The organism is Halogeometricum limi (assembly GCF_900115785.1).
GTDB lineage: Archaea > Halobacteriota > Halobacteria > Halobacteriales > Haloferacaceae > Halogeometricum > Halogeometricum limi.
The window spans coordinates 343,486-368,428 of record NZ_FOYS01000002.1 but is presented as its reverse complement, the minus strand read 5'-3'; the positions used below and the strand labels follow the sequence as shown (position 1 = coordinate 368,428).

At 66.0% G+C, this 24,943-nt stretch carries 29 protein-coding genes; 17 read left to right on the top strand and 12 right to left on the bottom strand.

Annotation, left to right across the window (positions count from 1 at the left end; all coding sequences use genetic code 11):
- Positions 1-17: 17 nt before the first annotated feature.
- The 3 genes from BM282_RS06780 to BM282_RS06770 all read right to left on the bottom strand — a co-directional run bounded on the left by BM282_RS06780 (position 18) and on the right by BM282_RS06770 (position 1,542).
- Positions 18-941, bottom strand: coding sequence for a mechanosensitive ion channel family protein (locus BM282_RS06780; RefSeq protein WP_089878342.1), 924 nt, complete (start codon positions 939-941; stop codon positions 18-20).
- Positions 938-1,186: a YhbY family RNA-binding protein gene (locus tag BM282_RS06775; RefSeq protein ID WP_089878339.1), complete on the bottom strand. Its 249-nt coding sequence runs from the start codon at positions 1,184-1,186 to the stop codon at positions 938-940. Before BM282_RS06775 ends, BM282_RS06780 begins: the two co-directional genes overlap by 4 nt.
- An 80-nt stretch (positions 1,187-1,266) precedes the next feature.
- Positions 1,267-1,542: a ribonuclease P protein component 4 gene (locus BM282_RS06770; RefSeq protein WP_089878336.1), complete on the bottom strand. Its 276-nt coding sequence runs from the start codon at positions 1,540-1,542 to the stop codon at positions 1,267-1,269.
- A gap of 135 nt (positions 1,543-1,677) precedes the next feature.
- Between BM282_RS06770 and BM282_RS06765 the strand changes: the two genes are divergently transcribed.
- Together BM282_RS06765 and BM282_RS06760 are read left to right on the top strand one after the other, a co-directional pair.
- Positions 1,678-2,745, top strand: a complete 1,068-nt coding sequence (locus tag BM282_RS06765) for a glycosyltransferase family 4 protein (protein ID WP_089879476.1) — start codon at positions 1,678-1,680, stop codon at positions 2,743-2,745.
- Between the two features lie 48 nt (positions 2,746-2,793).
- Entirely contained in the window at positions 2,794-3,909 is a 1,116-nt protein-coding gene (locus BM282_RS06760) for a glycosyltransferase (RefSeq protein ID WP_089878333.1), read from the top strand.
- Positions 3,910-3,937: 28 nt separating this feature from the next.
- Here the strand turns inward: BM282_RS06760 and BM282_RS06755 are convergent, their stop codons facing one another.
- From BM282_RS06755 to BM282_RS06745, 4 genes are all read right to left on the bottom strand, one after another.
- Complete coding sequence (locus BM282_RS06755) at positions 3,938-4,369, bottom strand: hypothetical protein (RefSeq protein WP_089878329.1); 432 nt, start codon at positions 4,367-4,369, stop codon at positions 3,938-3,940.
- 52 nt (positions 4,370-4,421) lie between these two features.
- Positions 4,422-5,168 (bottom strand): DUF2797 domain-containing protein, encoded by a 747-nt coding sequence (locus BM282_RS06750; RefSeq protein WP_089878327.1) that lies wholly within the window; start codon positions 5,166-5,168, stop codon positions 4,422-4,424.
- Positions 5,169-5,251: 83 nt separating this feature from the next.
- Positions 5,252-5,428: a hydrogenase maturation nickel metallochaperone HypA gene (locus tag BM282_RS18135; protein WP_139229694.1), complete on the bottom strand. Its 177-nt coding sequence runs from the start codon at positions 5,426-5,428 to the stop codon at positions 5,252-5,254.
- Positions 5,429-5,524: 96 nt separating this feature from the next.
- Positions 5,525-6,475, bottom strand: coding sequence for an NAD-dependent epimerase/dehydratase family protein (locus BM282_RS06745; RefSeq protein WP_089878324.1), 951 nt, complete (start codon positions 6,473-6,475; stop codon positions 5,525-5,527).
- Between the two features lie 166 nt (positions 6,476-6,641).
- Here BM282_RS06745 and BM282_RS06740 point away from each other — a divergent pair, with 166 nt between their 5' ends.
- The 4 genes from BM282_RS06740 (at position 6,642) to BM282_RS06725 (ending at position 9,350) form a co-directional block, all read left to right on the top strand.
- On the top strand, positions 6,642-7,241 hold the full coding sequence (locus tag BM282_RS06740) for a tRNA (cytidine(56)-2'-O)-methyltransferase (protein WP_089878321.1): 600 nt from the start codon (positions 6,642-6,644) through the stop codon (positions 7,239-7,241).
- A gap of 81 nt (positions 7,242-7,322) precedes the next feature.
- The gene (locus BM282_RS06735; RefSeq protein ID WP_089878318.1) at positions 7,323-7,850 is read left to right on the top strand and encodes a transcription factor; all 528 of its coding nucleotides are present in this window, start codon (positions 7,323-7,325) and stop codon (positions 7,848-7,850) included.
- Positions 7,850-8,530: a DUF2110 family protein gene (locus BM282_RS06730; RefSeq protein WP_089878317.1), complete on the top strand. Its 681-nt coding sequence runs from the start codon at positions 7,850-7,852 to the stop codon at positions 8,528-8,530. The genes BM282_RS06735 and BM282_RS06730 overlap by 1 nt, the downstream gene beginning before the upstream one ends.
- A 16-nt stretch (positions 8,531-8,546) precedes the next feature.
- A complete protein-coding gene (locus BM282_RS06725) occupies positions 8,547-9,350 on the top strand; it encodes a DUF5803 family protein (protein WP_089878314.1) in 804 nt (267 codons plus the stop codon).
- A gap of 25 nt (positions 9,351-9,375) precedes the next feature.
- On the opposite strand, the gene BM282_RS06720 is transcribed toward BM282_RS06725, so the two are convergent.
- The gene (locus tag BM282_RS06720) at positions 9,376-10,458 is read right to left on the bottom strand and encodes a glycerophosphodiester phosphodiesterase (protein WP_089878312.1); all 1,083 of its coding nucleotides are present in this window, start codon (positions 10,456-10,458) and stop codon (positions 9,376-9,378) included.
- Positions 10,459-10,598: 140 nt separating this feature from the next.
- Between BM282_RS06720 and BM282_RS06715 the strand changes: the two genes are divergently transcribed.
- The 3 genes from BM282_RS06715 (at position 10,599) to BM282_RS06705 (ending at position 13,785) form a co-directional block, all read left to right on the top strand.
- Positions 10,599-11,297, top strand: coding sequence for a competence/damage-inducible protein A (locus tag BM282_RS06715; RefSeq protein WP_089878309.1), 699 nt, complete (start codon positions 10,599-10,601; stop codon positions 11,295-11,297).
- Between the two features lie 280 nt (positions 11,298-11,577).
- Positions 11,578-12,651 (top strand): ATP-NAD kinase family protein, encoded by a 1,074-nt coding sequence (locus BM282_RS06710; protein WP_089878306.1) that lies wholly within the window; start codon positions 11,578-11,580, stop codon positions 12,649-12,651.
- A 102-nt stretch (positions 12,652-12,753) separates the two neighbouring features.
- Positions 12,754-13,785 carry a phosphate signaling complex PhoU family protein gene (locus tag BM282_RS06705; RefSeq protein WP_089878303.1) on the top strand — a complete coding sequence of 344 codons (1,032 nt, stop codon included), beginning with the start codon at positions 12,754-12,756 and terminating at the stop codon, positions 13,783-13,785.
- Positions 13,786-13,837: 52 nt separating this feature from the next.
- On the opposite strand, the gene BM282_RS06700 is transcribed toward BM282_RS06705, so the two are convergent.
- Positions 13,838-14,284: a DUF7528 family protein gene (locus BM282_RS06700; protein WP_175501441.1), complete on the bottom strand. Its 447-nt coding sequence runs from the start codon at positions 14,282-14,284 to the stop codon at positions 13,838-13,840.
- Between the two features lie 148 nt (positions 14,285-14,432).
- On the bottom strand, positions 14,433-15,650 hold the full coding sequence (locus tag BM282_RS06695; RefSeq protein ID WP_089878302.1) for an LEA type 2 family protein: 1,218 nt from the start codon (positions 15,648-15,650) through the stop codon (positions 14,433-14,435).
- Between the two features lie 100 nt (positions 15,651-15,750).
- Between BM282_RS06695 and BM282_RS06690 the strand changes: the two genes are divergently transcribed.
- Genes BM282_RS06690 through BM282_RS06680 form a run of 3 tightly spaced genes read left to right on the top strand, consistent with a single transcriptional unit; the run spans position 15,751 to position 16,680 of the window.
- On the top strand, positions 15,751-15,933 hold the full coding sequence (locus BM282_RS06690; protein ID WP_089878299.1) for a DUF7525 family protein: 183 nt from the start codon (positions 15,751-15,753) through the stop codon (positions 15,931-15,933).
- Between the two features lie 59 nt (positions 15,934-15,992).
- Positions 15,993-16,217, top strand: coding sequence for a DUF7123 family protein (locus tag BM282_RS06685; protein WP_089878296.1), 225 nt, complete (start codon positions 15,993-15,995; stop codon positions 16,215-16,217).
- 40 nt (positions 16,218-16,257) lie between these two features.
- Positions 16,258-16,680 carry an SRPBCC family protein gene (locus tag BM282_RS06680; RefSeq protein WP_089878293.1) on the top strand — a complete coding sequence of 141 codons (423 nt, stop codon included), beginning with the start codon at positions 16,258-16,260 and terminating at the stop codon, positions 16,678-16,680.
- 451 nt (positions 16,681-17,131) lie between these two features.
- On the opposite strand, the gene BM282_RS06675 is transcribed toward BM282_RS06680, so the two are convergent.
- On the bottom strand, positions 17,132-18,661 hold the full coding sequence (locus tag BM282_RS06675) for an aldehyde dehydrogenase family protein (protein ID WP_089878291.1): 1,530 nt from the start codon (positions 18,659-18,661) through the stop codon (positions 17,132-17,134).
- A 125-nt stretch (positions 18,662-18,786) separates the two neighbouring features.
- Here BM282_RS06675 and BM282_RS06670 point away from each other — a divergent pair, with 125 nt between their 5' ends.
- Positions 18,787-19,515 (top strand): helix-turn-helix domain-containing protein, encoded by a 729-nt coding sequence (locus BM282_RS06670; protein WP_089878289.1) that lies wholly within the window; start codon positions 18,787-18,789, stop codon positions 19,513-19,515.
- Positions 19,516-19,615: 100 nt separating this feature from the next.
- Here the strand turns inward: BM282_RS06670 and BM282_RS06665 are convergent, their stop codons facing one another.
- The gene (locus BM282_RS06665; protein WP_089878286.1) at positions 19,616-20,449 is read right to left on the bottom strand and encodes a proline dehydrogenase family protein; all 834 of its coding nucleotides are present in this window, start codon (positions 20,447-20,449) and stop codon (positions 19,616-19,618) included.
- A 205-nt stretch (positions 20,450-20,654) separates the two neighbouring features.
- Between BM282_RS06665 and BM282_RS06660 the strand changes: the two genes are divergently transcribed.
- The 4 genes from BM282_RS06660 to BM282_RS06645 are packed head-to-tail and all read left to right on the top strand — an operon-like array spanning position 20,655 to position 24,876.
- Positions 20,655-21,965, top strand: a complete 1,311-nt coding sequence (locus BM282_RS06660; protein WP_175501439.1) for an ABC transporter substrate-binding protein — start codon at positions 20,655-20,657, stop codon at positions 21,963-21,965.
- 48 nt (positions 21,966-22,013) lie between these two features.
- The gene (locus tag BM282_RS06655) at positions 22,014-22,961 is read left to right on the top strand and encodes a branched-chain amino acid ABC transporter permease (RefSeq protein ID WP_089878283.1); all 948 of its coding nucleotides are present in this window, start codon (positions 22,014-22,016) and stop codon (positions 22,959-22,961) included.
- Entirely contained in the window at positions 22,958-24,043 is a 1,086-nt protein-coding gene (locus BM282_RS06650; protein ID WP_089878279.1) for a branched-chain amino acid ABC transporter permease, read from the top strand. The genes BM282_RS06655 and BM282_RS06650 overlap by 4 nt, the downstream gene beginning before the upstream one ends.
- Positions 24,040-24,876: an ABC transporter ATP-binding protein gene (locus BM282_RS06645; RefSeq protein WP_089878276.1), complete on the top strand. Its 837-nt coding sequence runs from the start codon at positions 24,040-24,042 to the stop codon at positions 24,874-24,876. The genes BM282_RS06650 and BM282_RS06645 overlap by 4 nt, the downstream gene beginning before the upstream one ends.
- Positions 24,877-24,943 lie beyond the last annotated feature (67 nt).

Below are 24,943 nucleotides of genomic sequence, written 5' to 3'. Positions count from 1 at the left end.
AGCGCGAGCGCGGCGCTTCAGTCGTCAGACGGTGAGACCTCTCGTACTCCGGCGACGGTGAGTTCGCCGCTGAGGGTTCGGTTCGGGTACGGGATGTTGATGTCCTGCGCGTCGAACCGCCGTTTGACGTTCTTCACGTAGTCGGCTTTCGTCTTCACGAAGTCGGCGCGACTCGGGTTCGCTATCCAGAACCGCGAGTTGAGGACGACGGAGGAGTCGCCAAGTTCGGTCAGTCGGACCGTCGGGCCGGGGTCGGCTAAGATGTCCGGGTGCGACTCCGCCTCTTCGACGATAATGTCCGTTGCCGCCTCGATGTCGTCGTCGTAGCCGATGCCGAACGGCACCTGCAGTCGCAGGGTGTCCTTCGCGACGGGGTTCTTGATGACGCCGTCGGTCAGTTGCGAGTTCGGCACGGTCAGGAGTTCGTTGTCGAACGTCCGGACGCGCGAGACGCGGAAGCTGATGTCTTCGACGATGCCGGAGTTGCCGTCCCACTCTATCCAGTCGCCGATGCGGAACGGCTTGTCCGTGTAGATGAAGATGCCCGCGACGAAGTTCTGAAGCACGTCCTGCATCGCGAAGCCGATTGCGAGCGTCGCCGCCGCCGCGATGGTCGCGAGCGACTGCAGGAAGTTCGGGAGTCCCGCCGCCCCGAACGCCACAGTGAGGGCGACGAAGACGACGACAACGCCGAGGAGACGTCGCAGCGGTTTCTGCGCGTGGGGTTCGAGTCCGCGGCCGTCCATGACTCGGTTGACGACGGGGAACAGCGCGAGTCGTCCGAGGAAGTAGACGGCGACGAACGCGAGAACGAACGCGAGGACGCGCGCGAACGGTTCGGCCACCTCGGCCGGGACGCCGACTCCCGTCAGGAACTTCCCGATAGCGTCGAACAACCCCGAGCCCTCGCTCTGCTGGAGAAGCACCAGTCCCCTGCTCATCGGTGCACGACTCCGGTGTTACCCCGCGTCTCGACTACCTCGGCGTTCACTCGCTCGGCGAGTTCCGCGCAGAGTTCTTCGACGCTGGTTCCGGCGCGGGCCGACCGCAGGAACTTGATCTTCACGAGGTTTCGCTCTCTCAGTTGGTCCGAGAGTTCCTCCTCGACGGCGCCGATTCCGCTCTTGCCGACCCAGACGGTCACGTCCAAGTCGTGTGCCTCTTTCCGGAGGTCTTGATTGCTCATACGTGTCTGTGTGGGTCGAGCGATTTCAACGTTGAGGATTACTCCGAGCGTCGAGACGCGGGAGCGAACGCCGGCCGTCCTCAGTCGAACGGGTAGCGCTTCGTCTCGCCGCAGTCACAGCGCACGATGACGCGGCCCCGGTGGACGCGGACGCGGGCGTTCCGCCCCGGACGGAGGTAGACGTCGCAGGTGTCGCACGTCGAACGTTGGAACGACCGCGGGAGGCCACAGCGGTTCCGCTCCGCGATGCGCCGAGCGAGCCGAACGTACTCGCGAGAGCGCTCGTACTCGCCTTCTGCGGCCGCTTTTCGGGCGAGTCCGTGGAGACGCTCGATGCGCTCTTCGGCGATACTCATGTTCTCTGGACCGAGACCGTCGGGCAAAGTCGTTCCGTTCCGCGGACGGATCGCAGCCGCGAGATGCCGCCGGGAGACGCCACCGAGTCGGTAGCGTCAAACCGCCCGCCGAGAAACTCGGTGACGACAGTGAGCATTCGCGCGTTGAACTATCTGGAACTCGAATCGCACCTCGACCGAAGCGGTATCGGGACGGCGACGGCCCAGCAACGCGCGGCGCTCTCGCACACCGACGTCGACGTGGTCACCTCACCGTGGCGCGGCGGCCACCCCGCCGTGGGGAGTCTCTCGGCCGCCGTCGGACGCGGCGCGTTCCGCGACTACGACCTCGCGCACTGCAACCTCGTCGGCCCCGGGTCCGTCGCCGTCGCCCGCCACGCGACGGCCAACGGGATTCCGCTCGTCCTCCACTCGCACGTCACCCGCGAGGATTTCGCCGAGTCGTTCCGCGGTTCGACCACCGTCGCTCCCTTCCTCGGGCGGTATCTCAAGTGGTTCTACTCGCAGGCCGACCTGGTGCTCTGTCCGTCGGCGTACACGAAGTCCGTCTTGGAGTCGTACCCCGTCGACGCGCCGATTCGGTCGATGACGAACGGCGTCGACACCGACTCGCTCGCGGGGTTCGAGGAGCTTCGCGAGGAGTACCGCCGGAAGTACGACCTCTCGGGGATGGTCGTCTTCGCCGTCGGCAACGTCTTCGAGCGAAAGGGACTCACGACGTTCTGCGAAGTCGCGGAAGCCACCGACTACGACTTCGCGTGGTTCGGCCCGTACGACACCGGCCCGCACGCCTCGCGGACGGTGAACCGGTGGGTGGCGAACCCACCGGCGAACGTCACGTTCACGGGCTGGATAGACGACATTCGGGGGGCGTTCGGGGCGGGGGACGTCTACCTCTTCCCGACCAAGAACGAAAACCAGGGCATCGCCGTCTTGGAGGCGATGGCGTGCGGAAAAGCCGTCGTCCTCCGCGACATCCCCGTCTTCGAGGAGTTCTACACGCACGGGCACGACTGCCTGAAGTGCGACACCGACGCGGAGTTCCGTCGCGCCCTCGACTTGCTGTCGCGCGACCCGGAACTCCGGCGGCGACTCGGAGAGAACGCCCGCGAGACGGCCGCCGAGCACAGCCTAGACCGCGTCGGCGAGCGACTCGAAGCAACCTACGAGGCACTCCTCGACGGGCGCGTTCCGGACCCGTAGATGCGAGTCACGGCAGTTTATGAGGGCCGCCCGCGCACCCGAGAACGCATGCAGTCGGTCGCAGCGTTCACGGACACGTATCTCCCCACGGTCAACGGCGTCTCCTACACCGTCCAGACGTGGCGGGACTACTGGCGAGAGCGTGGCGGCCGGATGGACGTGGTGTTCCCCGGGACGAACGACTACACGCCCGGCGAGGGCGAGTACCCCGTCAGGAGCGTCTCGTTCCCGTTCTACGACGGCTACCGCCTCGGCGTCCCGCGCGTCCCGAGTCGGGTCGAAGACGTGGACGTCGTCCACGCGCACACGCCGTTCGCCCTCGGTCTCTCGGGGATGCGACTCGCCCGGAGCGAGGACCGCCCGTTCGTCGCTTCATACCACACGCCGACGGGAGAGTACGCGGACTACATCACCACCCGAGACTCCGTCGAGCGCCGAATCGAGGCGTTGTCCGAGCGGTACGAGCGCTGGTTCTTCGGCCGCGCGGACGCCGTCATCTGTCCGAGTGCGGACACCCGCGAGCACCTCCGCGACGACGTCGGCGTGGAGACGCCGATAACCGTCCTGTCGAACGGTATCGACGTCGAACGGTTCGGTCCCGTCGACGCGACGGCCTTCCGCGAGAAGTACGACCTCCCGGACGGACCGCTCGTCGGCTACACCGGTCGGCACGGGTTCGAGAAGAATCTCGACGAGTTCCTCCGGGCGAGCGAGGGACTCGACGTGTCGCTCGTCCTCGGCGGCGACGGCCCCGCCCGCGAGGAGTTGGAGTCGCTGGCGACGGAGTTGGGACTGGACGCGCACTTCCTCGGCTTCCTCCCGCGCGAGGAACTCGCGGCGTTCTACAGCGTCCTCGACGCGTTCGTCTTCCCGAGTCCCGTCGAGACGCAGGGGTTGGTCGCGCTCGAAGCCAACGCCTGCGGGACGCCCGTCGTCGGCGTCGACGAGGGAGCGCTCTCGGACACCGTCGTCGACGGCGTCACCGGCTATCACTACCCGCTCGGCGACCTGAGCGCCTGTCGCGACGCCATCGGCCGCGTCCTCGACGAACGCGAGGTGCTCTCGGCGTCGTGTCTCGAACGGCGCGACCAAGTGAGCGTCGACCACGCCATCGACGAACTCGCGTCGCTGTACGACCGGGTGTGCGCCGAAAAAAGCTACTGAGCGTCTCTGCGGTCCGCTCCGTCGGTTCTCAGTCGTCGTTCAGGTCTTCGACGGCCTGCGCGATGCGCTGAAGCTGTCGAGTCGCGTCGCGGACTTCGTCGCGGAGTTGGCGGACCTCTCGGACGAGTTCCTCGTTGCCGGCCGACTCCGATTCGCGGGACTCGCCGCGCGCGCCCGGCGGGCCGCCCATGCCGCCGCCCATCCCGGGGCCGCCACCGCCGCCCATCATCCCGCTCATCATCTGCGCGAAGGGGTTACCGCCCGCGCCGCCGGGGCCGCCCGGACCGCCGCCGCCCATCATCTCCTCGGGCGACGGCTGGTCACCCTCTTCGCGTTCCTCCTCGCGGCGCTTGCGAATCTCTTCGACTCGCTCGCGGAAGGACATCTCCTCGTCGTCACTCGCGTCTTCACCGGCGTCTGCGGCCGGGTCGTCGGTGGGTTCGTCCGGCTCTTCGGACATGGCTCACCGTTGACGGCCAGGCCGCAAAGGACTGTTGGTCGAGCGAGTGACGTTATCCCCACGCGCCGAGGCTCGACTGCACGTCGCGCGTCGTCGCTTCGGCGGTCACCTCGTGGCCGACCAAGTCGCGCAAATCAACGGCGTACGTGCTTCCGGCGTGGTCCAAGACGAGGAGTCGCCCTTGGACGCCGCGCACGACGCCGGTGGCGATTCGCTCGTCCACCGGTTGCGACTCCAGTCCGAGGCCGTAGTCGAAGTCGAACCGCGCTCGCACGTCGAACGCAGCACAGAGCGACTCCCACGCGTCGTCGTCGACGTCGCGGTGGAGGCCCGCGCGCTTCGTCGGGACGCGGACTCGGTCGGGTATCGACTCGGCCAGACCGGCCTCTCTCTCGCGGGCGATGCGGCCGTTGGCGACAGTTTCGAGGTGCGCGCCCCTGTCGGCGCCCTGTTCGCGCAGGCGCGTCTCCAGTCGCCACTCCTTCGTCACGCCGACTTTGAACACGTCGGGAGCGAACGCCGCGAGGTAGACGGCGTGCGGGTCGTGACAGTCCATCTCGTCTTTGAGACAGGTGCCCGTACACTTCGCGCACACCCACGTCGAGCGGTGGTCACGGCAGTAGGGGACCGTCTCGGCCCCGCACGCGCGGTGTTCGTCGTCGACGACGACGCCCGCGCAGTGACGGTCGCCGAGCGTGTACCGCAACCGGTCGCCCGGTTCGACGGAGACGTACTCGACGTCGCCGTCGCTCGCGAGGAAGAGTCCCGGACCGGCCGTGTCGTACCCGACGAACTGCACGTCCGGGGGTAGTGGCCCGCCGGTAAAAGCCGTACCGCTCGCGGCGGGTCGCGAGCGACGCCGCGCGAGGCGGTGCCGTCTCGTCAGCCCGCACTCCGCACGTCCGGCGACCCACAGTCCGGACATCTGACGCGGGTCATCTGTCGCTTCGGCCGCCGGAACTCCGCGTCACAGTCGACGCAGCGATACCCGAACGAGTCGTCGCCCGCCGTCTCCTCGTCGGGCGACAGCACGTTCACGACTGCCGTGAGCACGCCCATCTGTACTCACCCGTCAGGGGCTTGGGAAGTGGCGGCCCTTCAATGCTGGTGAACGCGCAGGCGACGGTCCGAAGAACCGACTCGTCGGCCCGTCGCTCAGGCTTCGACGCCGTACTCGGCGCGGAGTTCCGCGGCGAGTTCTCGCGCCGCCCGGCGGACGGCGTCGTCGCTGGACGAATCGGGGTTCCAACCGAGCGCAGAGAGCTTCTCGATGGAGAGACGCATCCGCGGCACGTCGCCCTCCCAGCCTCTGTCGCCGCCGGTGTACTCGTACTCGGGGTCGACGTCCATCACGTCGGCGACGATGTCGGCGATGGTCGTGACGGAGGTGGTCGTCCGCGTGCCGAGGTTGTACGTGTTCATCGACGCGTCGGCGTGTTCCACGACGTGCGAGATGGCGCTCACGCAGTCTTCGACGTGGAGGTACGACTTCTCCTGGCGGCCGTCGCCGAGGATGGTGAGCGTCTCGGGGTCCTCCAGCAGTTTCTCGATGAAGTCGGGAACGACGTTCCCGCGCTGTTTCGGCCCGACGATGTTGGCGAAGCGGAACAGCCAGACGGTGAAGTCCTTCGAGTGTGCGTACGTCGAGAGGAGGCCCTCGTCGGCGAGTTTCGACGCGCCGTAGACGCTGATGGGTTCGAGGGGGGCGTAGTCCTCGGGCGTCGGGCGGGGTGCCTCGCCGTACACCGTCGACGACGAGGTGAACGCGAGGTTGTCGGCGCCCACCTCTTCCATCCGTTCGAGGACGTTGTACGTCATCTCGGTGTTCTCCTCGAACAGTTTCCGCGGGTGCGCGTAGTTCGTGTCCGTGTAGGCGGCGAAGTGGAAGACGACGTCCACGTCTTCGGTGATGACTTCGGCCACGTCGTCGGCGTCGGTCAGGTCGCCCCGCACGAACTCGACGCCGTCGGGGACGCGTTCTCGCGTGCCCTTCGACAGGTCGTCCACGACGACGACGTCGTTGTCGTCGCGGAGTCGTTTCGCGAGGTGAGAGCCGACGAGTCCCGCGCCGCCGGTGACGACGACGCGCTTGTCGATGAGGTCCATACGGCCACTCCCGTTCGGCGGAGTAAGTTCGTTCTGGTCCGGTGCGCGCGTTGCGACAGGTTTTCACGGCCCGTCTCCCGTGTGACAGCCTCTCTCGGGGTTCTCGAAGGTCTCGGGAAGCGGGCGAAGCGAAGGGCCTTAGCGCCCGCACCGACGATGCCGTCTCATGCAGGACGAACCCGAAGTCACCGTCCTCCGGTACGGCCACCGACCGGGACGGGACGACCGGATGACGACGCACGTGGGGCTGACCGCCCGCGCACTCGGCGCGGACCGGGTCGTGTTCCCCGACAACGCCGGGCAGTCGCTGGAGACGGTCGAAGACATCACCGGGCGCTTCGGCGGTCCGTTCACCGTCGAACTGACCGACCGACTGAACGCCTTCATCCGGGACTGGGAGGGCGTCGTCGTCCACCTGACGATGTACGGCGAACGCGTCCAGGACGTCGAGGAGGCGGTCCGAGAACGCCACCAGTCCGAACCCATCCTCGTCGTCGTCGGCGGCGAGAAGGTGCCGTTCGAGGTGTACGAGGAGGCCGACTACAACGTCGGCGTGACGAACCAACCACACTCCGAGGTGGCCGGCCTCGCGGTGTTCTTAGACCGCCTGTTCGACGGCCGCGAACTCGAACGGGAGTGGGAGGACGCCGACAGAACGGTGATTCCGAAGGCGACGGGTAAGAAGGTGGTCGAACCCGGGTCGGCAGAAGCGGCGGCGGTCGGTGACGCGGACGCGGATGCCGACGCGAACGCGGACGACGCGTAGCCCAACTGGGTGTGGTACCGACACTCCATCGGAACCCCGTATTCGGTGCTTTTAAACTCCTCAGCGACGCAAAGACAGGTAATGGCTTTTGAAGGGCTGCTGAACGACCCTGTCATCCAGAAGTACCTCCACGAACTGGTTGGACCGACGGGGATGCCGGTTGCGGCCGCGCCGCCCGACGGCGAGGTCACCGACGAAGAGTTGGCCGAGGAGTTGGGACTCGAACTCAACGACGTGCGACGGGCGCTCTTCATCCTCTACGAGAACGACCTGGCGTCGTACCGCCGCGTCCGCGACGAGGACTCGGGGTGGCTGACGTATCTCTGGACGTTCCACTACGAGAACATCCCGGAGAACCTCGAAGAGGAGATGTACCGACTGCTCGACGCACTCGACGAACGACTGGAGTACGAACGAACTCACGAGTTCTACCTCTCGGAACCCGCGGGCATCCGTTTCGAGTTCTCCGAAGCGATGGAACTCGGCTTCCAGTGTCCCGAGACGGGCGCACCGCTCGAACCGATGGAGAACGACGACATGGTCGGAGCGATGGAACGACGTATCGAGGAGTTGCGAGACGAACTCAACGTCGAGGCGAAGGCTAACTGATGGTCGTCCTCGCCACCAAGTGCTACGTCGAGGGCGACGCGCGAGAACGGTCGCTCGACAGTCTGGACTCGCTAGTCCGCAACGACATCGGCGACCTGGACGTGACGTGGGACATCGGCGTCCGCGACGACGACTTCGTCTCCGTCACCGTCGACGGCGACGACGCCACCGCGGCGCGAAACCTCCTCGCCGACGAGTGGGGAGAGATAACGCCGCACATGGAAGACGGAGAGACGTACGTCGGAACGCTCGACCAGTGGGACGAAGACGGCTTCGTCCTCGACGTGGGCTTCCACGAGTACATCCGCATCCCGGCCGACGAAATCGGTCTCGGCACCGGGTCGCCGACGCAGATTCGCGACCGGTTCGGCCTCGTCCAACACGTCCCGTTGTCGTTCGTCTACGGCGACACCTGCCGTCTCGCCGACGAGACGCGCGACGAACTGTACGACTGGACCCGTCAGGAGGGCTCGAGCGGCCGCGTCAACGTCAACAGCGCCACCCGCGGCGAGGTTCGCGCGACGGTCAACCGCGCCGGCCACGCCCAGGACATCGTCACCGTCGAACGACTCGGCTTACTCGAACAGAGCATCGTCTGTCCGGAGGGGACGGACCCGCCCGGACTCCTCGCCAGCATCGGTAAGTATCTGCCGTCCGAACTGAAGTGCGTCCTGACGTGACGACCGGAGCGCACACATGAACCGAAGGCTGCTCCTCGCCCTCGTGGCGTTCGCCCTCCTCGCTGTCACCTCCGGGTGTCTCGGGTTCGGCACGGGTGACGTGGCGGCCGAGCGTATCGACGCCGAACCGCCCGCGGAGTACGCGTGGGAGTCGAACGCGACGACGCACATCGAGATACTGGAGAGCACGAAGTTCGCCGCGGTGTACGAACTGAACCAAAGCGAGATACAACTGTTCCGTCGAGACGGCTTCGGCGGGCGCAACCCCCTCTCCGTCGAGGCGGTCCGCTACCAGTACCCCAACGGCACCGTCGTCAACGGGACGGAGATTCGCGCCCGGGGCGGTGCTGTCCGGCAGAACCGCGACGTGACGACCATCGCGCTCCCGAGCGACGCACCGCCGGGCGGCGGCGGCCACCTCGCGTTCACGAGTAGCGGGTCGCCGAAGCGGTTCTCCCTGCCCACGTACGTCGAGGGGTCCTACGAAATCGTGCTCCCGCCGGACCGAAGCATCGACGCGCCCATCATCGGGCAGGCGCGACCCGGCGGCTACGACAAGTCCGTCGAAGACGGGCAGGTCCACCTCTACTGGCCCGACGAGGAGGTGGGACAGAACGTGGACACCATCTCCGTCCAGTTCTACCTCGAACGCGACCTGTACGTGTTCGCGGGCATCTTCGCCCTGTTCGGCGCCATCGGCCTCGGCGGCCTGTTCTACTACCGCCGCCAGATAGAGGCCCTCCGCAAGCAACGCGAGGAGATGGGCCTCGGCGTCCAGACGGACGACGGGGACGACGGCCCGCCGCCGGGGATGCGCTGACCGCGGCGCCGTCGAAACTCCGTTCTCAGTCCTCCGTTTCGGTCTCGGTCGTCTCCGTCGCAGTTTCCTCCTCTGTCCCCGTCTCGGTACCCGTCTCCGTCTCTTCCGCCGTCTCGGTCGGCGTCTGACCGCCGTCGTCCATCTCGTCGTCTGCGGACCACAGGAGGTTCGGATAGTCCGCGATGAGACCGTCGACGCCGGCGGCGGCGAGTCGCTCGGCCTCGTACCACGTCTTGACGGTCCAGACGTTCAGCGTCCGGTTCTCTTCCCGTGCGACGGAGACGAGGTCGACGTCCTCGCCCTCGTACGGGCCGTACACGTCGCCGTAGAACGGCGACCCCTGAATCATGTCGTACGGCGGATGCATCGCCTCGCAGTCGTAGTCGCGGGTTATCTCCAGTCCGGTCTCGATGGAGTCGAAGAACAGGTACGCGATGGGAACCTCCGGGTCCACGTCGCGGACGACGGCGAGAGCCGCCTCCGCGAACGAGGAGACGAGTATCTCGTTGTCGTACTCGGCGGCGACTTCGAGGGCCCGTTCGGCCAGCGGTCGCCACCGCTCCGTCCGCTCTGCGAGCTGTTCCTCCGAGAGGCGTCCTGAGGTGACGATATCCGTCGTGTCGGGGTTCTTGAACTCGATATTGACCGTGACCGAGTCGGGAATGAGGTCCAACACCTCGCCGAGCGTCGGAATCCCCTCACCGCTCTGCAGGACGTTCGCCTCGGAGAGTTCGTCCGCGGAGTACTCCCAGACGTAGCCGTCGAGGTCGGTCAGTCCGCGCGTCCCGTCGTCCCGACTGCTGAGGTCCGGGTCGTGGACGACCATGACCTCCCCGTCCGCGGAGGGGATGACGTCTATCTCTATCATCTCGGCGCCGTCGCCCCACGTCGCCCGTCCAATCGCGCCGAGGGTGTTCTCCGGATACGCCCCGGCGAACCCGCGGTGTGCGATAATCTGCGGGTCGGTGTGTTCGTCCTGCTGGTGGTTCGTCACGCTCTCGTCTGTGTCCGCCGCGCCCGTGACGCTGCTGAGTGCCGTCGCACCGACGAGTGCGCCGGTTCCCGCGAGGACCGTTCGCCGATCGACCGTGGGTGTGTCTCGTGACATCGTTCAGACACTCTCGGTCGGGAATGAAAAGCGCTCGTGAGCGTGAGATATGTGTCTCGGAACCGAACAGGTTTCGCTCGGTGAAGGTGTCGTCGTTCGCGTGCCGCGTCGCTTTTCCGCACCTCCGCCCAACTGTGGGCATGCGAATCGCAGTCGTGACCGTCGGCGACGAACTCCTCGCGGGAGACACAGTGAACACGAACGCCTCGTGGTTGTGCGAGCGACTCACCGCGCGCGGCGCGCGCGTCGAACGTGTGACGACGGTGCCGGACCGCGTCGCGGACATCGCTCGCGTCGTCAACGAGTACCGCGCGGAGTACGACGCCGTCGTCGTCACCGGCGGACTCGGCCCGACGCACGACGACCTGACGATGGCGGGCGTCGCCGCCGCCGTCGGGCGCGAGTTGGTCCAACACGAGGAAGCGCTCCAGTGGTTGACCGAACAGGGCGGCTACGTCTCCGAGGAGTTGGCCGACGGGACGACGCACCTGCCCGCGCGTGCGCGGATGCTCCCGAACGAGGAGGGCGTCGCCCCCGGTGCCGTCGTCGAGGGCATCTACGTGCTTCCGGGAGTCCCCGCGGAGATGCAGGCGATGTTCAAACTCGTGGAGGACGAGTTCGACGGCGAGGAGACGTTCACCGAGACGGTCCACGCGGCCGAACCAGAGAGCAAACTGTTAGACCGAATCGCGGGCGTCCAAGAGGCGTTCGACGTGACCGTCGGAAGCTACCCGGGCGAACACGTCCGACTGAAGTTGACGGCGACGGACGAGGCGGAACTCCGCGACGCGGCGGCGTGGCTCAGCGCGCGGGTCGAACTCGTCGAGACAGAGGAGTGACCTACCGGTAGAGGTAGAGCAACCAGCCGACGGTCATCAGGATACTCACGAGCAGAATCGTCGCGCCAGTCTCCATGATGGGGAACGGTTCGCCGGTGACTTCGAGCGGAAGCATCATTGCCACTCTGTTTCCCGCCGCCTTTCTTAAACGTTCGAGTTCCGACGACGCGGCGACGGCGAACGTCGTCCGCCGGGGGTCGGCGCTCGCTCGGTGGTGACGCCGGACGCGACGGCGACGCGCACCGTCGCGCTTTTGTCGCCGCCGTCTCTCGACTGGAGTATGCGAATCGGTGTCGTCGTGAACCCCATCGCGGGCATGGGCGGTCGGGTCGGTCTGAAGGGGACCGACGGGAAAGTCGCGGAGGCGCGCGCCCGCGGGGCGGAACCGCGCGCGCCGAACCGCGCCCGCCGGATGTTCGAGACGCTCCGCGACGAGGGCGACGCGGACGTCGAACTGTTCGTCTGGGGCGGCGAGATGGGCGAGTCGGCGGCGCGCGCCGCCGGATTCTCGCCGACGGTCCTCGGCGGCCCCGACGACGAGGAGACGACCACCGACGACACCAGACGGGCCGTGGAGGCGTTCGTCGAGGCGGCGGTGGACCTCGTCCTCTTCGTCGGCGGCGACGGCACCGCCGCGGACGTGGCCGAGGCGTTGGAGGGGACGGAGACGCCGATGCTCGGCACGCCCGCGGGCGTGAAAGTTTACTCGTCGGTGTTCGCCGTCTCGCCGGAGGACGCCGCCGTCGTGGCGACGACGTTCGACCGGACGGAGCGACGCGAAGTCGTCGACATAAACGAGGACGACTACCGCGAGGGGGAGGTTCACCCCGAACTCCGCGGCGTCGCCGTCGTCCCCGTGGCGGACGACATGCAGTCCTCGAAGCAACTCGGCGGCGGGACGGTGGACGCCCTCGCCGCGGGCGTCGCCGACGACATCCGCGACGCGCCGGGGAAGACGTTCGTCCTCGGCCCCGGAAGCACCGTCGGCGCGGTGAAAGCCGAACTCGGGTTCGAGGGGTCGCCCATCGGCGTCGACGTCTGGCGCGACGGCGACGTCGTCGCCCTCGACGCCACCGAACGGGAGATTCTGGACCACCTGGGACCCGACGGGGAGAACGTCGTCGTCGTCTCGCCCATCGGCGGACAGGGGTTCGTCTTCGGACGGGGCAACCCGCAACTCTCTCCGGACGTGATTCGGCGCTGCGACGTGGAGATAGTCGCCTCCCGGGCGAAACTCGACGGCGTCGGCGAACTCCACGTCGACACCGACGACCCGGAACTGGACGACGAACTCCGCGGGTGGACGCGCGTCCGCGTCGGGCGCTTCGAACGCCGGATGATGGAAGTGGTCTGAGAGCCTGCCGGGTCACTGACACTCGTATTCGGTTCTATTTCTGAGTGTACGTATAATCGGCATATAGTGAGGATTAAGGTCATCCCCAACAAGGGGGTAGACATGGAGACGCGTAAGGTACAGCGATTGGGTCCCTCGACGCTGGCGATGACCCTCCCGGCGGAGTGGGCCAAAGAACACAACGTGAACAAAGGCGACGAGGTGTCGTTGCGGATGGGCGGGAAGGGAACGCTCACCGTCCTCCCCGAGTCCGCGAGTCAGGAAGACGCCCTCGCGACCATTCGAGCGGACGCACTCAACGCGGACGCACTCGAACGCGCCATCGTCGCACAGTACGTCCTCGGACGACGAGTCATCCACATCGAGAAGGGCGAGGGCGCCCTCGACTCCGAACACATCAACGCCGTCTACAAGGCGGAGACGCAACTGATGGGTCTCGGCGTCATCGAGGAGACGCCCGAGCGAATCGCCATCCGGTGTTCTGTCGACCCCGAGGACTTCAACCTCGACAACCTCTTGGAACGACTGGAGAACACCGGGAGCACGATGCGCGGCGAGGCCATCAAGGCCCTCGCGCACAGCAACCCCGACCTCGCACAGCGTGCACTCAACCGCGAACGGCAGGCGAACAAGATATTCGTCCTCCTCCTTCGCCTCATCTTCACGGCCTACCAGAACCCGAACCTCTGCCGCGCGGTCGGTCTGGAGTCCGGATTCCCCCTCATCGGCTACCGGTCGGTCGCGAAGAACCTCGAACTCACCGCCGACAACGCCGAGGACATCGCCAACATCGTCATGGACGCGGACGGGCACACCCTCGACGTCGACCAGACGACGATGCGGCGCATCCGCGAGTTCACGGACCAAGTGGACGACATAACGTCGAAGGCGGTTCAGTCCGTCGTCGAACGGGACTACGACCTCACGGTGGAGTGTCGCGAACTGTTCCGCGACATCCGCGACAAGGAGCGAGACATCCTCGACGACTTGCCGGAGATGGACAACCAGAAACTCCTCCAGATTCGCGAAGTGCTGGTCAGCCTCCAGCAGACCGCACAGTACGCGATGCGGAACGCCGAAATCGCGGCGAACCTCGCACTCAACGAAGAGTCCGACCACGTCACCATCGGCTGAGTCGGCCTCGTCGCTCTTCTCTCGGAAACCGTCGCTCTTCGCTCGAAACGAGTCAGTCGGCGTCGGCGTCTACGGTGTCTCCCTTCGACGGGTCGAGACCCTCGGCTTTGACCGCCGTCAGCGGGTTGCGACTGGCGATGTCGCAGTCGAACTCCGGATGCTCACCGAGGTGACGGACGACCATGTGTCGCCGAGACCCCGTGATACCCGTTCGTCCCACGTCGTCGGCGGTGAACTCCTCGGGCAACCGGTCGAACAGGCGGTGCAACGCTCCGAACGTGGCGAAGACCTTCGTGTTGCCAGACGACTCGGAACTGCGACGCGAGACGACGTAACTCCCGTCCGGGCGGTGTTCGCCCGCGGTTCGGAGGAACTCTCGTTTGGTCGTAATCGCCGTGCCGAGGGCGTCTTGTAGCGCCGCGGCTTCGGCTCTGGACAGCACGCAGGACTGCTCACCGATGTCGACGACGACGCGTTCGCCGTCGGAACTCACCGAGATGGGGTCTTCATCACGGGCGCAGAACTCGACCAGGAGCGTTGGAACCCCGATTCATTATACTCCACTCATCAGAGACCGACAATAAAAACGTATCGCCTATGAGAAAAATTACCAACTGGTGACCGGTGTCGTGAGAGAGGTCGCACACTCACAGAGACACGGAGAACAGGCCGTCGTCGGTGGTCGTCTGCGTCCCCGTCGTCTCCGTCTCCGTGGCGGTCGGTTCCGGTGCGCTCGTCGGTTCGGCCGTCTCCGTCGGCGTCGCCGTTCCGTCACCGAGGAGGCCGCCGTCGTCCGTCTCCGTCGGCGTCGCCGTCGGTGTGGCCGTCGCGTCCGAGTCGTCACCCGTCTCCGTCTGCGACCCGGACTCCGCGCCCGCCGCGGAGTCGTCCGTGGCGTTCGCCGTCGTCGGTTTGGTGCCGAAGATGTCGGTTTCTATCTCCTCCTCGTACGTCAGTGCGTCGAGGGGTATTCGGACCGTCTGCCCGCCCACGTCGAGTCGGGCGTGGAAGTCTATCCGCAGGTCGGTCACCTGATTCCGTTCGAGGTGGCTCACCCACCACTCGTCGAGGTTCTCGTTGCGGATGTACGTCGTCGTCTCGATGGTCTTCGTCGACTTCGCGGGAATCACGTACCCCGACTCGCTGGTACCGTCGCCGACGGCCACGTCGTTCATCGCGATGTCGTAGCCGAGTCGGCTGACCGTGATGGGGTACGACTTGGGGTTGTAGACGACGAACCGGAGGTTCAGCGGCGTCACCGACTCGTTGACCTGCCCCCACGAGGCGTTCGTCTGGTTGATGTAGAGGACGGGGTCGGAGACGACGGGCGAACTCGCGTTCACCGGGCGCGTCTCCGAGGAGTTGAACTGCGAGAGCATGTCGGTGTTCACGTCTCGGGTGACGGTCGGCGCCTCGAACGTCCGACCGAGCGTCGAGGAGTGGACTTCCGGCGAGATAGTCACCACCGTGTGCTCGCCGTTTCGGACGTGCGAACGCCACCACGGAACGATGCGCTCGTTTCGCATCTGCGTCGCGGTGTTCACCGTCGCGTTCCCGGCGTCGATGGCGACGCCCGACTTCTGACCGCTCGCGATGCGCACGTCGTTCATGTCGACGGTGTAGTTCACGGTGACGCCGCCGAGTTCGATACCCAGGGGGTTCGGGTTCGAGACGGAGAGGTTCGTGTGGATGGTGGTCGTCTCGTCGGTGACGTCGCCGAAGCGGTTCTCCACGCCCGTGACGGCGGGCGCGCCGAGGACGCCCGTCGCGAACAGGCCCCCGGTCACGGCGAGGAGTGCGACGACGACCGTCGCGGCGATTCGGAGTTTGCTCCCGGCGAACACCGACGCGATCTGCCCGGACATATCCGACGCGATTCGTCCCTCCTACAAATGTGGTCCGACTCCGTCGCCGCGTGTCAGGGGCTGTCGAATGAACTAAGTCGGTGCCACCGAACGCGAGAGTATGCAGACTAAGAGTGTCCAATCGGACAAAGGAATCGGCTTCGCTGTCCTCTTCTCCGTCGTCACCGTCATCGCCGCGGCCGGGATGGTCGTCTCCGGCGACCAACTCACCACCGCCGTCGCGTTCGCCGTCGCCGTCGTCGCCGCCTCCCTCGCCGTCGTCGCCGCGCAGGCGTTCTGGTAATCTAACCGGTGTCTGACGAGAAACCGTTAAGGCATGAAACCCCTTACCAACGGCTCAGAATGAGTGAGTACACCGACGAAGAACAGCGGATCATCGCCTACCTGCGAGAGAGCGTCGGCACGGGCGAGCGATACTTCCGGGCGAAGAACATCGCCGAGGCCATCGGCCTCTCCGCGAAGCAGGTCGGTTCTCGTCTCCCGCGACTCGCCGAGAAGTCCGAAGACGTCGAGATAGAGAAGTGGGGGCGCGCCCGGTCGACGACGTGGCGCGTCACGATGGGATAGGTCGGGTGGCTTTTTTACTCTCCTCTCGTAGGCTGCGAGTATGACCGTCCGTGTCAGGCGAGCGTTCGAGTTCGACGCTCCGCCGGAGGCCGTCTGGGAGTTCATCGCCGACCCGGCAAAGAGAGCGGAGGCGATAAGCGTCGTCGAACGGTACGAAGTCGACGAGGACACGGGGTCGGCGACCTGGCACGTCTCGCTCCCGATTCCGCTGGTGAAGTCGACGGCGCCCGTCGAGACCGAAGACGTCCAGCGTGACCCGCCGCGCTACGTCAAGTTCGTCGGCAAGTCCAAACTGATGCGCGTCACGGGCGAACACACCATCGAGGAGACGGAGACGGGCAGTCGTCTCGTCAACGAGTTCATCGTCGACGGCCGACTACCCGGCGTCGAACAGTTCTTCAAGCGGAACCTCGACCGCGAACTCGAAAATCTCGAAGCCGCCCTCAGAGCGGAGCTATCCTGAGAAAGAGGGTTCGGACGAGGAGTCTCGGCCGCGGCCCTTTCTCGCAGTTTCCGACGCCGTTCGGGGTCGATATCGCACGTCCCGAAGACGGCGTCCGTCGCTGTGGGATGCCAGCCATTCTCCCGGAGGGTTTATCCATCTGTCCTCCTTAGCCAGCAGTGCCGACAGAAAGACGCTTTTCTCGTCTACGTCGGCACGACCCGCCGCACCACGCCGTAGTGAACGGGGTCCGCTACGGCATATCGACGCGACATGGCGTCGACACGGACCGTCCTCGAACCCGGCGAGGACCGTCCGCCACCCTCACTCGCCGCGACACCGCACTCGTCGGACCGTACGCTGGCACAGGAACGCCGCGTACGGTACGGACTCGTTTCAGAACCACGCGACCGACGCCTGCAAAAAGTCACGGTACGAGGGTTTCTCTCGACGATTCTCCGCGTCGACTGCCTCAGTCGTCTTTCGTCTTGATGTCCGCGGAGAGTCCCTGCGCCATCTGGATGTCCTTCGAGTTGTTGAGCGTCCACGCCGTCCGTTCGGTGACGGCTTCGATTATCTCGCGGGCGCTCGGGTAGCCGTTCCCGGACTTCTTCACGCCGCCGAACGGCAGGTGCACCTCCGCGCCGATGCAGGGGAGGTTGCCGTAGGCGAGGCCGACTTCCGCGTTGTCGCGGTAGTAGTTTATCTGGCGGTAGTCCTCCGAGATGATAGCGCCTGCGAGGCCGTACTCGGTGTCGTTGTGAATCTCGACGGCCTCCTCGATGTCGCCGGAGTACTTGAGCAAGGCGACGTGGGGACCGAACACTTCCTCGTGCGTGCAGCGCAGGTCATCGTAGGGGTCCGCCTCGTAGACGAACGGGCCGACCCAGTGGCCGTCCTCGTGGCCCTCGGGAATCTCGTCGTCGTCCAGGTCCGTGCGGTCGACGAGGACGTTCACGTCCTCTTTCTTCGCGAGTTCGTTGTACTTGCGGACCTTCTCTAAGTGCTCCGCCTCGATGAGCGGACCCATGAACGTGTCCTCTTCGAGGGGGTCGCCGACGGCGACGTCCTTGGCTATCTCGACGTATCGCTCTTTGAACTCGTCGTAGACGTCCTCGTGGACGACGAGTCGTTCAGAGGAGACACAGCGCTGACCGGTCGTCTTGAACGACGACATGACGGCCGAGTGGACGGCGATGTCGAGGTCGGCGTTCTCGGTGACGACCACGTTGTTCTTGCCGCCCATCTCCGCGGCGACGAGTTTGCCGGGTTCGCCGCCGACCTTCGAGGCTATCTCGTGGCCGACTTCCGCAGAGCCGGTGAAGAGGACGGTGTCGACGCGGTCGTCGTCGACGATGGCCTCGCCGGCGTCGCCGAAGCCCTGAATCATGTTGAACACGCCGTCCGGGATGTTCGTGTCGTCGAACATCTCGGCGATAATCTGCGCGCACCACGGCGTCTGCTCGGCGGGCTTCCAGACGACGACGTTGCCCTCGACGAGGGCGACGGCCATGTGCCAGAACGGGATGGCGACCGGGAAGTTCCACGGCGTGATACAGCCGACGACGCCGCGCGGCTTACGGCGCATGTAGGCGTCCTTCGCGGCGATTTCGGAGGGGACCACGTCGCCCTTCGGGTGTCGGGCGTCGCCCGCGGCCCACTCGACCATGTGCCACGCTTCGGTCACGTCGGCCTTGCCCTCGCTTATCTCTTTGCCGCACTCTTTGGTGACGACTTCGCCGAGTTCCTGGTGGCGGTCCTTGAGTTCCTGATAGATGTCCCAGAGATACTCCGCGCGGTCGATGTGCGAGAGGGCGCGCCACTCCTCGTAGGCGTCTTCGGCCGCCGCGAGGGCGGCGTCCACGTCCTCCGCGGTTCCCTGACGGAACTCGCCGAGTGACTCCCCCGTGGCCGGGTTCTCGCTCTCGAACGTCTCCGTGCCCGTCCCGTCTGTCCACTCGCCCGCGATGTAGTGCTGATAGACTTCGTCTTCGTTCGCCATACTGGCAATATTCACGAACCTCACTTAATAACCGCCGTCCCTCCCATGGACGGCCGGCGTCCGTGCCACCGTCGGTCATGGGAACAACAAACACTATATCTCCGAGTAGACCAACAGAGTCGTACATGGGTGTACGTGGAGTCACGAGAGCGGGAACGCGGTTGACGCTCGACCTGTGGCATCCGAACTGTTGGGCTATCGAAGCGACGGAGAAACATCCCGGCGGCATCCTCGCGCACGCTATCTACCACGCCCCGGAAGCGGGAGCGTCGACGGTGAACGGCCTGTTCACCGCCTACGGCGACAGTGCCGCCGAGGTGGAGACGCTCCTCGACGCGGTGGCGGCGTCCGAACACGGCGGGGACGTCCAGGAGTTACAGGAGCGGTTCGGGCAGACGGCCGCGCGCGTCGCCCCCGGACGGGTCGCCCGCGAGTTTTTCTTGGAGTACGACCCCTGCGACATGATCTGTCCGACGCTCCTCAGACACGGGTTCGTCCACAGTGCGCCGACGCGCATCGAAGGCGGCAGAGAGTACTGGAAGGTGTGCTTCGCCGGCGAACGGACGGAGATAGAGTCTGAACTCGACGCGGTGAGCGAGGAGACGGGCGCGGAGATAGCCATCGAGCGAATCGCCACCTCGGACACGGTCGAACCCGAGCGCGAACGCCGACTGGGGACGCTGACGCCGACCCAACACGAGGTGTTCGAGTTGGCCCGCGACCGGGGGTACTACCAGTGGCCGCGCGGCGTCTCCACGCGCGAACTCGCCGCCGAGTTGGACATCTCGAAGACGACGCTGTTAGAACACCTGCGGAAGGCCGAAGCGAAACTGCTCGACCCCGAGTCGCACTGAGACTGCGGCCGTCGACTGCGACTGACACTACGACTCCGACCACGATTGAGACTGCGACTGACACTACGACTCCGACCACGATTGAGACTGCGGCCGTCGACTACCCGAGGACGGCCCGAAGCGCGAACAGCGCGTTCTCCTTGCGTTCGCGCACGCGGCGGTAGAAGTACGAGGCCCACTTGCCGCCGTAGGGGACGTACTGGTAGACGGGGACGGTGTCGACGAGTCGTTCTTGCACGTCCTCGCGCACGCCCATCAGCATCTGTACCTCGAACGGCGTGCCGTGTTCGCGGTGCAAATCGAGGGCGTGGTTTATCATCGCCAGGTCGTGACTGCCGACGCCAATTCCGCCGTCGAACTCGCGGAACATGAACGCGAGATACTCGCGGTACTTCTCGTCCACCGTCGCCTTGTCGGTGTAGGCGACCGACTTCGGTTCGTCGTACGCGCCTTTGACGAGTCGGACCTTGCCCGGGACGCCCGCGAGTCGCTTCAGGTCGGCTTCGGTCCGCCGCAGGTTCGCCTGCACGCACACCCCGAGGCCGCCGTCGTACTCGCGGGCGTTCGCCTCGAACGCGTCCAACGTCGCGTCGGTCGTCTCGTGGTCCTCCATGTCCACCCAGACGAAGACGCCGTGGTCGTCGGCGCGGTCGGCGATGCGCGCGAGATTCCCCGCGAACACGTCGTCACCGATGTCGAGTCCGATCTGCGAGGGCTTCACGGAGACGCACGCGTCGAGGTCGCGTTCGGCGATCTGTTCGACGAGTTCGCAGTAGGTGTCGGCGTCGGCGGCGGCGTCGGCCTCGTCGTCGTAGTGTTCGCCGAGGAGATTGACGATGGCAGAGATTCCCGTCTCGTTCGTCGCGGCGACGTGCGAGAGGACACCGTCGACGTCCTCGCCCGCCACGAAGTTGTTGGCGACCGGTGGTATCATCACTCGTGGCTCGGGAGTCCGGGGTATTAGTGGCTCACCCGACCATAGAAACCCCACCCTCCGAAATCATCAACGGCCTCACAATCGCCGCTGAGTGGTGTTCTCGGACGTCTGATAGATATACCCGACCATGGTAGGTTCTACCCTTATCCGGGAACACCGGCGACGATACTCTGTCATGCAATCTAATGGCACGGGCGGACGTGTGGACCGCCGAACGCTTCTCAAACTCTCTGGGATGGGGCTCGTCGGCGGGTTGGCTGGCTGTCTCGAAGACTCCGAATCGACGCCGACCAGTGGCGACTCCGGGTCGGGTGGAGAGTCGGGAGGCGGCGACAGCACGGACGCCGAGACGGCGACCGAGAGCGAGGGCGACTCCGGCGGACAGGGGTCGTACACCATCGGGATGGTGGACGCGCTCACCGGGTCGCTCGCACCGTACGGCAAACGCAACCAACGCGGCAAGGACCTCGCCTTGGAGGCGATAAACGAGGTCGGAATCGGCTCGGAGAGCGGACAGCTCAGCATCAGCGTCGAGGACTCCGAGTCGTCGAACCAGTCCGGCGTCACCGCGGCGCAGAAACTGGTCGAACAGGACGGCGTCCCCCTGTTCATCGGCGCCGTCGGCTCCGGCGTCTCCATCGCGATGTACGACTCCGTCACGGAGGGGTCGGGCGTCGTCCAGATATCGCAGAACTCCACGAGTCCCGAACTGACGACTCGCCCGGGCCTCATGCGGACGAGTCCCTCCGGGTCGGCGAAGGGGCAGGCGCTCGCGCAGTTCATCGCCGACGAGGGCCACGACACCGTCGCCGTCACGTGGATCAACAACGACTACGGCACCGGCCTCTCCGAGGTGTTCGCCGAGAGCTTCGAGGGCGACGTCGTGTTCAACGAACCCCACGACCAGGGGCAGTCCTCGTACAGTGGGACGCTCACCAGTATGGCCTCCACGAACGCGTCGGCGTGGCTGTTCCTCACCTACGCGAACGAGATGACGGTCATGGCGAACGAGGCGTTCGACCAGGGCTACAACACGAACGTCGACTACTACGGCGCGGAGTCGACCGTCGCCGAGGAGATTCTGGCGAACACGCCGGAGGGGAGTCTCGACGGGATGAAGGGCATCACCGAGTCCGCCCCGGCCGACCAGGACAACTACAAGAACTTCGTCTCGAACTTCGAGGAGGCGTACGACTCGACGCCGACCGTCTGGGCGGCGTACGCGTACGACGCCGTCACCATCTCGGCGCTCGCCATCGAGGCGGCCGACGACTTCACCGGCGATGCGTTGAACGAAGTCGTGCGCGACGTGACGCGCCCCGAGGGCGAGGAAGTGTTCTCCTTCGAGGAGGCTGCGGCGATTCTGCGCGACGGCGGGTCACCGAGCGACGTGAACTACCAGGGCGTCAGCGGTCCGGTCGACATCGACGAGAACGGCGACCCGCCGGGTCTCTACCAGGTGTACTCCGTACAGGACCACAGCTACGAGTACGGCGACTACGTGACGAGCTAAGATGGCACGAACGGGTGGACAGACGGGGACCGACCCCGGGAGGGAGCCGTGACGCTCCTCGTCCCGCTACAGGGGCTGAACCCGGTCCAGTTCCTCGTCAACGGTCTCGTCTTCAGTAGCGTCATCGTCTTGGCGTCCATCGGCCTGTCGTTAGTGTACAGTATCGCCGACTTCGCCAACTTCGCGCACGGCGACACGATGACCGTCGGCGCGTTCGGCGCACTCGCGGCGGCGGGCGTCCTCGCGCCCGCGATGGAGGGAATCCTCGTCTTCGGGTTCCCGGTGTGGATGTTCGCCGCGTTGTTCGTCGGGATGGCACTCGCCGCCGTCGTCGTCGTCGCGACGGAGTTCGTCATCTACCGCCCTCTCGACACGGGGTCTATCGAACTGCTCATCACGAGTATCGGCGTCGCCCTCGCGTACCGCGCGGTCATCTTCCTCGGGTTCGGGACGGACGCCTCGCGCTACGGCGTCCCCAGAGCGGGACCGATTCCGGAGATACGCGAGACGCTGAACCTCGCGGTGACGCCCCGACAGGTCGTCGCCGTCGTCTCGGCTATCGTCCTCGTCGGCGCGCTCCACGTCCTCTTGCAGTACACGACGCTCGGACGGAAGATGCGCGCGACGGCGGACGACCCGACGCTCGCACGAGTGAGCGGGATTCGAACTCGCGAAGTCATCATCGCCATGTGGGTCATCGGCGGCGTCCTCGCCGCCGCGGGCGGCGTCTTCCTCGGCCTGGAGACGCTCGTCCGTCCGCGCATGGGGTTCGACATCCTCCTCATCGTGTTCGCCGCCGTCATCCTCGGTGGCATCGGCTCCGTCTACGGCGCGATGCTCGGCGGACTCGTCATCGGGATGCTGTACGAACTGACGCCGTTGTTCAGCATGGTCGGCATCCCCATCGGTAACGAGTACGCCGAAGCCGTGGCGTTCGTCATCATGGTCGTCATCCTGCTCGTTCGGCCGCAGGGAATCGCGGGTGATGCCACGTGAGCGACGACACCGGCACCGGAACGCGAACGCGCGGACGCGGGTTCGTCGACTCGCTCGTCCGTTCGCGCGGCGAACGAAACGTCCTCGGCGGCGTCGCCGTCGTCGCAGTCGGCATCCTCGTGTTGACCGCACTCGGCGTCGTCCGCCTCCCGTTCCTCCTGTCGTTGCTGTCGCTCGCGGGGATGTACGTCCTCCTCACGCTCGGACTGAACGTCCAGTGGGGCTATGCGGGCCTCATCAACTTCTCCGTCGCGGCGTTCTGGGGCATCGGCGCCTACTCCGCGGCGCTGTTGAGCGCGCCGAACTCGCCGCTGGGACTCGGTCTGAATCCCATCGTCGGGTTCGTCGCTGCCATCGTCGTCAGCGCGATACTCGCCGTCTTCATCGGCATCCCGACGCTGCGACTGCGCGAGGACTACCTCGCCATCGCCTCGTTGGGACTCGCCGAGGTGGTCCGTCGAATCATCCTCAACGAGGAGCAGTGGACCGCCGGGTCCAGCGGTATCTCCGGCATTCCGCGACTCCTCGAGGGACTGCCGCTGACGCAGAACGCGACGAACCTCGCCGTCGTCGTCGTCCTCATCGGTCTGGTCTACGCGTTCCTCCGGCGGGTCCACCGCTCGCCGTGGGGACGCGTCCTGCGGACCATCCGCTCGGACGAGGACTTGGCGAAAGCGCTCGGGAAGGACACGTACGCCTACAAGATGCAGGCGTTCGTCCTCGGGTCGATAATCATGGCCATCGCGGGGGCGTTCTACGTCCACGTGAACCTCTACATCGACCCCTCCGACCTGATTCCGCTGACGACGTTCTACATCTGGGTCGCCGTCATCCTCGGCGGCACCGGGTCGAACCGCGGGGCCGTCCTCGGCGCGGCGACGGTCATCGCCATTCGCGAGGGGACGCGCTTCCTCAACGACGTGCAGGCGTTCGCGTCGCTGGGACTCAACCTCGCGCCGCTCAGACTGTTGTTCGTCGGACTGCTCATCATCCTCGTCGTGCGTCTCCGACCGGAAGGACTCCTTCCGCCGCGCGACGAACTCATCTGGCCCGGCGCGCGCCGGGAGGAGGGCGAGGAATGACCGAGCACGCCGGACAGACGGGGAGCCACGAGGACATGACGTACGAGGGCGCGAACCTCGGAAAGTCCGACCCCGTCCTCAGAACCGAAGACCTGCGCAAGACGTTCGGCGGCCTCGTCGCCACCGACGGCGTCTCCGTCGAAGTCGAACGCGGCTCTATCACCGGGATGATCGGTCCGAACGGCGCGGGCAAGTCCACGCTGTTCAACCTCATCTCGGGGTTCTACGACTTGGACGGCGGCCGCGTCTGGGTCAACGACACGGAAGTGACGGAGAAGGAACCGCACGAGACGGCGCAGTCCGGACTGATTCGAACGTTCCAGACGCCGCGGCGACTGGAGGGGATGACCGTCCGCGAGGCGATGCTGGTCGGCGCGAAGGGACAGACCGGGGAGTCGATTCTCCCCCTCTGGCTCTCGCCGTCGAAAGTGACGCGAGAGGAACGCGCGAACGTCGAACGCGCCGAACGACTGTTAGAGCGCTTCGAGATAGCGCACCTCATCGACCAGCCGTCGACGGACCTCTCCGGGGGCCAGTTGAAGCTCGTCGAACTCGCGCGGGCGTTCACCGCCGACCCGGACGTGATGCTGTTGGACGAACCCGTCGCGGGGGTGAACCCGACGCTCGCGAACGACATCAAGCGGTTCATCCGCGAACTCAACGAGGAGGGACAGACCTTCCTCATCATCGAACACGACATGCCGTTCATCATGGACCTCGCAGACCCTGTCATCGTCCTCGACCAAGGGAAGGTACTGATGGAGGGGACGCCCGACGAAGTCCGCTCCGACCAACGCGTCATCGACGCCTACCTCGGAGGTGCCGGGCCGTGAGTTCCGGTTCCGGTTCCGGTTCCGACGCGTCCACCGACGCCGCCGCGGCGTCTCGCGCGGAGCGTGC

Coding starts and splice junctions, on each gene's coding strand:
- BM282_RS06725 (WP_089878314.1), top strand. CDS start 8,547: ATGAACCGAAGGCTGCTCCTCGCCCTCGTGGCGTTCGCCCTCCTCGCT.
- BM282_RS06740 (WP_089878321.1), top strand. CDS start 6,642: ATGCAGGACGAACCCGAAGTCACCGTCCTCCGGTACGGCCACCGACCG.
- BM282_RS06710 (WP_089878306.1), top strand. CDS start 11,578: ATGCGAATCGGTGTCGTCGTGAACCCCATCGCGGGCATGGGCGGTCGG.
- BM282_RS06685 (WP_089878296.1), top strand. CDS start 15,993: ATGAGTGAGTACACCGACGAAGAACAGCGGATCATCGCCTACCTGCGA.
- BM282_RS18135 (WP_139229694.1), bottom strand. CDS start 5,428: ATGGGCGTGCTCACGGCAGTCGTGAACGTGCTGTCGCCCGACGAGGAG.
- BM282_RS06680 (WP_089878293.1), top strand. CDS start 16,258: ATGACCGTCCGTGTCAGGCGAGCGTTCGAGTTCGACGCTCCGCCGGAG.
- BM282_RS06760 (WP_089878333.1), top strand. CDS start 2,794: ATGCAGTCGGTCGCAGCGTTCACGGACACGTATCTCCCCACGGTCAAC.
- BM282_RS06780 (WP_089878342.1), bottom strand. CDS start 941: ATGAGCAGGGGACTGGTGCTTCTCCAGCAGAGCGAGGGCTCGGGGTTG.
- BM282_RS06775 (WP_089878339.1), bottom strand. CDS start 1,186: ATGAGCAATCAAGACCTCCGGAAAGAGGCACACGACTTGGACGTGACC.
- BM282_RS06730 (WP_089878317.1), top strand. CDS start 7,850: ATGGTCGTCCTCGCCACCAAGTGCTACGTCGAGGGCGACGCGCGAGAA.
- BM282_RS06690 (WP_089878299.1), top strand. CDS start 15,751: ATGCAGACTAAGAGTGTCCAATCGGACAAAGGAATCGGCTTCGCTGTC.
- BM282_RS06705 (WP_089878303.1), top strand. CDS start 12,754: ATGGAGACGCGTAAGGTACAGCGATTGGGTCCCTCGACGCTGGCGATG.
- BM282_RS06745 (WP_089878324.1), bottom strand. CDS start 6,475: ATGGACCTCATCGACAAGCGCGTCGTCGTCACCGGCGGCGCGGGACTC.
- BM282_RS06715 (WP_089878309.1), top strand. CDS start 10,599: ATGCGAATCGCAGTCGTGACCGTCGGCGACGAACTCCTCGCGGGAGAC.
- BM282_RS06720 (WP_089878312.1), bottom strand. CDS start 10,458: ATGTCACGAGACACACCCACGGTCGATCGGCGAACGGTCCTCGCGGGA.
- BM282_RS06665 (WP_089878286.1), bottom strand. CDS start 20,449: ATGATACCACCGGTCGCCAACAACTTCGTGGCGGGCGAGGACGTCGAC.
- BM282_RS06770 (WP_089878336.1), bottom strand. CDS start 1,542: ATGAGTATCGCCGAAGAGCGCATCGAGCGTCTCCACGGACTCGCCCGA.
- BM282_RS06755 (WP_089878329.1), bottom strand. CDS start 4,369: ATGTCCGAAGAGCCGGACGAACCCACCGACGACCCGGCCGCAGACGCC.
- BM282_RS06670 (WP_089878289.1), top strand. CDS start 18,787: ATGGGTGTACGTGGAGTCACGAGAGCGGGAACGCGGTTGACGCTCGAC.
- BM282_RS06645 (WP_089878276.1), top strand. CDS start 24,040: ATGACCGAGCACGCCGGACAGACGGGGAGCCACGAGGACATGACGTAC.
- BM282_RS06735 (WP_089878318.1), top strand. CDS start 7,323: ATGGCTTTTGAAGGGCTGCTGAACGACCCTGTCATCCAGAAGTACCTC.
- BM282_RS06675 (WP_089878291.1), bottom strand. CDS start 18,661: ATGGCGAACGAAGACGAAGTCTATCAGCACTACATCGCGGGCGAGTGG.
- BM282_RS06695 (WP_089878302.1), bottom strand. CDS start 15,650: ATGTCCGGGCAGATCGCGTCGGTGTTCGCCGGGAGCAAACTCCGAATC.